Here is a 6,394-nt window from a genome sequence, read left to right on the forward strand (position 1 = left end):
GTAGGCCCTCGTGCGAGGGGGCAGCGACAGGTTCATCCGTGTCGGCGAGTGTGCGCAGGCATGATGTCGCGACCATGGGCATCCTCCGACGGCAGCGTGCCAGAAGGATGCAATGTCCGCCATGGCCCTGTGGGCCAAATTCACCGTCAGCGGAAGTCGCGCGTCTTGACCCTGATCGGATCAAGTTCGAGGGCTGGATGTGGCATTTTGCATGGAACCGTATCTGCGCGAAACGATCTGTAATGCTTCATCCGGCAGCAGTCGCTGAATTCCCTTCGACCCAGCTGGTCGACACCGCCAAGCTGCGCTGGCGGATCGAGCGAGACCATCAGGAGCTCAAGCAGGAGCTGGGCCTGGGTCACTACGAAGGCCGAGCTTGGCGGGGTTTCCACCACCACGCCAGTCTCTGTATCGCCGCCTACGGCTTCCTGGTCGCTCTGAGGAGACGATTCCCCCCTCAGCTCCAGCTCGCGCCCAGGGCCGCCAAACACCTGGCCTTCCCGACGGTTATCGACCGCGGGGATCCTCCCGGTCCGTACCGAGCGGCATGTCCCGACCTCGATCCCGATCCTCAGGCGACGCCTGACCGTGGCCATGGCCAACCGTCTGCAACGATGTCCATGCTGCACAAGTTCCATGGACGCTCAGCGACAGACACGCAATTTATGACGCAGTAAGATTAGAAGCGGCTCCCATTTTTCCGCATCGGCAGGGCGAGTTGGCCGAGCCGGATCAGCAGAGGGAGCGCACTGGGTCACTGCGCCTGACCGTGAGGCGCGGAGGTGGCCAAGAGCAAGTCGTCGATTGCCTTCTTGAGGGATAGGAGCCCTTCACGGCTACTCTGAAGCTGGCACGAAACGACCGGGACGATGGGGACGGTCTGGTCGCGCATCACGGTGGGGCGACTGGTAATCAAAACGATGCTGTAGAGGCCGTTCCCGTGCAGGAGGCCGCCGACGCCGTCGAAGGCTATCGTCGCTGCCCCATAGTCGACGGCGGCAGGCCTTGAGGTCTCCTCGGATGTGGCCAAAATCTAACCCCTTCCCCCTTATCGGAATATTGCCTGACCCTGCCTCACGGCTAGGATTGCAACCGCGGTCCTGAAGGCCAAGCTCGGGGCGCGCGACAATGCGCGCGACAAACGTCTTGACGGTCACACCAAAATTAGAAGCGGCGGCTTGGCCCGCGACGAGCATCATCCCGCCAGCCACAAGTGCGCGCATCCAAGTCTCCCCCTTTGGCGAGTGTGCGGACTAACAGGTGTTTCGGGAAGGGGCTAAAGGGCGCGCCTTTCGCTAGACCGACGTCCTATGAACGAGGGTTGCCCTGCMCGTGGAATGGAGGGACCCACGTGTTGATGGCTCTCCTTTCATCCTATTGGGTGGCTCCCCAATCAAATTGATGGCGGGCTCCTGAAGCGATTGAATATTCGAGATACGCAGGGTCACGCAGGACGCCGATTCAGGGGGCAAATTGGATGCCTATTCACAGCAGGGTGGGCTCTCCATCATATCGTCCGTAGCTGTCTTTGGTTGATAAAGGCCTCGTACGCTAAGGTCGAACGAAACATGAACGAAATCTCCTGTGTCTCGCGACTTCCGCGGCAGGGCGTCTGATCCCAGTGGATAACCGTGCCAGCTCGGCAACATTCACCGGTAGTTGGTGCTGCGTGCGGGGTTGAGCAGTGGCAAGGCGCAAGATTCTCAAAGCTCAGGATCGACGGGAGCTTTTAGACATTCCTGCCGATGAGGACAGCCTGATCCGACGACGGCGGTCGATTGCACGGCGCGCAATTGTCGCGTGACCTATTGTGAAGCCAGCGCTCGACCCATTCGGCAGATATTGCCAATAACCGTTCATTAATAACATGAGATTTAGCTGAGAATACCGAATCGTAGGCTATCTGTATTCACGAACCTGTACGGAGGTAGTGGATGACGGGGCGCGACTACTTAACGACTGACCCAGCACTGGCTGAATTTTTGTTGCACCCGGTTTCCGTCAGCGTGGGCGCGCCACGACTTGCAACGACTGCCGAGCGGATTATTCAATCTCCCCAATGGATGAAGCGCCGGCGCGTGCATGAGACGACGCGGCTCTTAGCTTGGCTTTCAGCCATTGTTGCTAGCGCAGTCTGGCTCTCGGCACCGCCCGCCTACGCTCAATCCGCGTGCATAGGGTTTAGTGGAAACGGAGGGGTTACCCAGATTGGCCCGCCTCCATGTACCGTCGGCAATATCCTTGTCGGCTTCGGGACGGCGATCACCGCCACGCTTGGTGCCAATGTGACCGCGAACGGTTCGGTGACGGCCCGGGGGTTCGGGACCGGAATTGATGCCGGCACCAATTCGATCGTCATATTGAACGGTCCGGTGACAGCGAGTGGCCTGGGGTTGGGTGCCAGCAGCGGAGCACGGATCGAGGCCAACGGAATCGTGTTGAGCAATGACGGCGGTGGCGGAGCCATCGCCATGCAGGCCAACGGCGGGACCATCATCGCACGCGCCGTTACTGTGAATTGGCCCAATGGCGGTGGTCAAAGTCTCGTGCAGGCCCTGGCCGGAGGGCTGATCGAGTTTACGTCCGGCTCCTCGATCAACAATCCCAATGGCGGTATCCCGTCCGCCTTGCTCGCTGACGGCGCGGGCAGCCGCATCATTGCCGATGGCCTGCTCGTTTTCATGGGCAACGCCGGCGGCATCACCGGGGCCAAGGCACAAAATGGCGGCAGTATCAGCCTGACCGGAGGCAGCAGGATCACCTTTTCAGGCGGCGGCGGAAGCAGGGGCCTGGTCGCGTCCGGCGTCGGCAGCACGATCAACGCCCAGGACCTCACAATCACTGCCACCAACGGTGGCGGCGACGACATCGGCGCCCGCGCCGAGGCGGGCGGCCAAGTGCATTTCGTCGGCAGCACGGTGAACGTCACGGGTGCGGGTGGCGGCGAGAAGGGCCTGCAGGCGATCAACGCCGGTAGCGTGATCACCACCCAGAACACCAACGTCAGCGTCAGCGGAGGCGGCGGCAACTCGGGTTTGAATGCCGACGGTGGTGGCCGCATCGAAACGACGGACGGCGTGGTTATTGTCATCAACGGAGTCGGCGGCCGGATTCAGAATGGCGGCAGCGCCACCATGACCGGCACCGATGTCACCGCCTCCGGCATTGGCGGGGTCGGCTTCTCCTTCGACAGTGGCGGAACGAACCTGCTGCGCTACAGCAACGCGGCAATTCAGGCGAGCGATGCCTCATTTTCTGTCCAGGCGGCGATTGCGGACATCGGGCTCGTCAATACGATCGCGATCACGAACAACAATACCCTGCTGGCGACAGGCGGGGGCGGCAGCACAACGTTCAACGCGCAAGGTTCGACGCTGCGAGGGGTCATCACCACGCCGGCAGGCAATACCAGCAATGTGACGCTTACTCAGGCCACTGCCTGGACGATGACGGGCAATTCGACCGCAACGAGTGTTACCAACGACAACAGCCAGATTATCTATAGCCCTCCCACGGGGGATTTGACGCAGCTCGCGAGTTACAAAACGCTGACCGTGAGAGACTATGTTGGCAGGAGCGGAACGCTCGCTCTCAACACCTATCTCGGCTCCGATGGCTCCCCCTCTGACCGCTTGGTCATTGATGGTGGTCGGGCGAGCGGGACGTCATCGCTGCTGATTTCGAATACCATTGGGCCGGGCGATCTGACCCTAGGAAATGGCATTCTCGTCGTAGATGCCATCAACGCGGGCACGACGKATGCAGGTACATTCGCGCTAGGCAGGCCGGCTATTGCAGGGCCGTACGAATATGCCCTCCTACGGGGCAGCGTGGACAATTCAGGACCTCAGAATTGGTATCTGCGATCGGACTTGCAGCCCGATCCAACGCCACCAGGGCCCGACCCGACTCCAATCCCGCCTGGGCCGGGCCCGACACCGGCGCCGCCAAGCTCGGGTATTCCGAATTTCCGGCGAGAAGTCTCGCTGTTCGCCGCGCTTCCGGCGATGGGGCTGATATATGGCCGTACCCTGATCGACAGCCTGCACGAACGGGGCGGCGAATTGCACCCGCTCGCGCTGCCGCCGGTCAGCGAGGAGCGGACGATCTGGTGCAAGAATCCGGAGAAAAACTTTCGCTGCACCACCACCGTGCAACTTCCGGTCGGCGCCAGCGTCCCCGGCAGCTCCTATGCTTCGGCCGGCTGGGCCCGGATCATCGGCCAGCACGGCAACCAGGACGGTGGCCCCTGGGGCATCTACCGCAACGGCCCGAACTACGATTACGACATGTACGCCTTCCAGGCCGGGCTCGATCTCTATCGCAGCCTCGGCACTGACGGCAGCCGCAACCACGCCGGCCTCTATGCCGCGATCGGACGGATCGAAGGCGATGTCACCCATTTCAACGGCATCAAGGCCGGCACCAACACCATCGACGGCTATTCGCTCGGCGCCTACTGGACGCATTTCGGACCGTCCGGCTGGTATCTCGACGGGGTCGTGCAGGGCACCTGGTACGCTGCAGAGGCTGACTCAAAGCGCTTGTTCAAGTTGAAGCGCGATGGTTTCGGCTTCGCGGCCTCGCTCGAGGGCGGTTATCCGCTCCAGCTAGGCAACGGCTTCATCCTTGAGCCACAGGCACAGATGATCTACCAGACCCTGGCCAACGGATCCGGCCGTGACGAGGCGGCGCTGGTGCGCTTCAGCGATGCCGATTCTCTGGCCGGCCGCATCGGCGCCCGCCTGGCCAAGAGCTGGACGCTGGAGGAGGATCCGCGCGCCAAGCCCCGCCTGCTCACCGCCTGGCTGAAGGCGAGCCTCTGGAACGAGTTCCTCGGCGATCCCAAGACCTCGTTCTCCTCGGCCACGGGGCTGATCCCCTTCCACGCCGATCTCGGCGGCTCCTGGGCCGAACTCAGGACCGGTGTCGACGCCCAGATCAGCAGGAACACAGCGCTCTACGCGTCGGCCGGTTACTCGATCGGGCTCAATGGCCGCTCGCGCGCCTATGACGGCCGGCTTGGGATCAAAGTAAGTTGGTAGCGCAAGCTGTGAGCGTCCCTGAGACCGTTGCTGAAGGGGCAAAGCGATCGACGCTACATCTAAAGGGCGAGTGCGGCCAGCGCGTCACCTGGTAGGCGCGGGCGTCTGCGGGGGAGCTTCGCGATTGCACCAACCCGGCTGTCCTTACCCTGTCTTGCCTTCAGTCGAGTTGCCCGGAAGCGGACCCTGCAGATGTCGGTGACGGGCCGCCAGGCTAGGATGATTTAATTTCCGAGTTGGGTCGTTTCCGGAAAGGGCGACGGCGGACCACCAACGTCCGGGATGGGAGCCGGCCGGATTGCATCAAGGCGTTCCGTTCGGCGCGCCCAGTTCCTCATCGACCTCGCCCTCGAAGGCGCGCTTCTTCCCCACGATGAAGCGTCGGTAGCCTTCAGGGCCGATCTAGGCATTGACACCCGCCGTCTCGGCACGTTTCCGCTTGCCGATCGGGACGGCATCTCCTCAGTCGGGCTGAGTTTGCGGTCCGGTCGGCAGGAGCTTTGCCATTTTCCTGAGGTTCTGGACGGTGGCTACGACGAGAGCGGACGTCGTTCCCCAAGCAGACATGCGATGGAACCGGACGTGGTAATGGGCTACCTTCCAAATTGGCTTCCCAAGAAGCTGTCTCCATTGGACCTTAAGTCCTACGTCTACATAGTTTTCGAGATGGAGACCCGGGAGCGATCAATGCGGTGTACCCGATATTCGAGCGCGGTTGTCATTGGCCTTGTAGCGAGCAGCCTGGTTGCAAACGTGAAGGCGGCAGAGGGCCCCTTAGTCACCTATCAAGGAGCCTGGCTCGCGGACGACCTCGCTTGTGGAGACGTATTCACGCCGGGGCGTAAAGGAATGATGTTCAAGGTCCCTACGGAGCTATTCGTCCCTGCCTTCATTATCTCCGGGGATCGCATCAGCACGCCTTGGACGGCCTGCCGGATTGGCGCCGTCAGCCGCATCGGCGACCGTGATAACCTGTCACTATTCTGCGTCCACTCTGTTACCCGCACCCAGTCCTCCGCGATCCTAGCAAAAGGGTCAGACGGGCGCTTAAAGCGCTATTCCAACGCCAGCGATCAAACCGGCAGCAACTACAGGCTCTGCAGTAAATAGGCCTCCGGAGGTCTCAGTGTGACACTGACAGACCGCCGGTAAGCAGATCTTCGGTTGGTGCTTTATGCCCCCGGCTTCGCGGGGATCGCCCCTTAGGGGACCTTCGACGATGCATGCAATGGGGGCTTGATGGCCTGAGCGACCGCTGCGGCGATCTTCTGCGCTACGCCACTTTCGAGATCGATGATGTTCCCGGAATGCAGGTCGGCCTCGTAAATAGCGGACCAGCGAATGGCGGC

Annotated in this window: 1 protein-coding gene and 1 pseudogene; both read left to right on the top strand. The window is 61.7% G+C overall.

Annotated elements, in window-relative coordinates; all coding sequences use genetic code 11:
- Positions 1-281 precede the first annotated feature (281 nt).
- Positions 282-586, top strand: a pseudogene (locus tag AC1DGP_RS34495) (IS701 family transposase); the annotation flags it as partial.
- Positions 587-1,934: 1,348 nt separating this feature from the next.
- On the top strand, positions 1,935-5,045 hold the full coding sequence (locus AC1DGP_RS34500; RefSeq protein ID WP_476833224.1) for an autotransporter family protein: 3,111 nt from the start codon (positions 1,935-1,937) through the stop codon (positions 5,043-5,045).
- Positions 5,046-6,394 lie beyond the last annotated feature (1,349 nt).

It is taken from the genome of Allobosea sp. 05T433 (genome assembly GCF_056396065.1).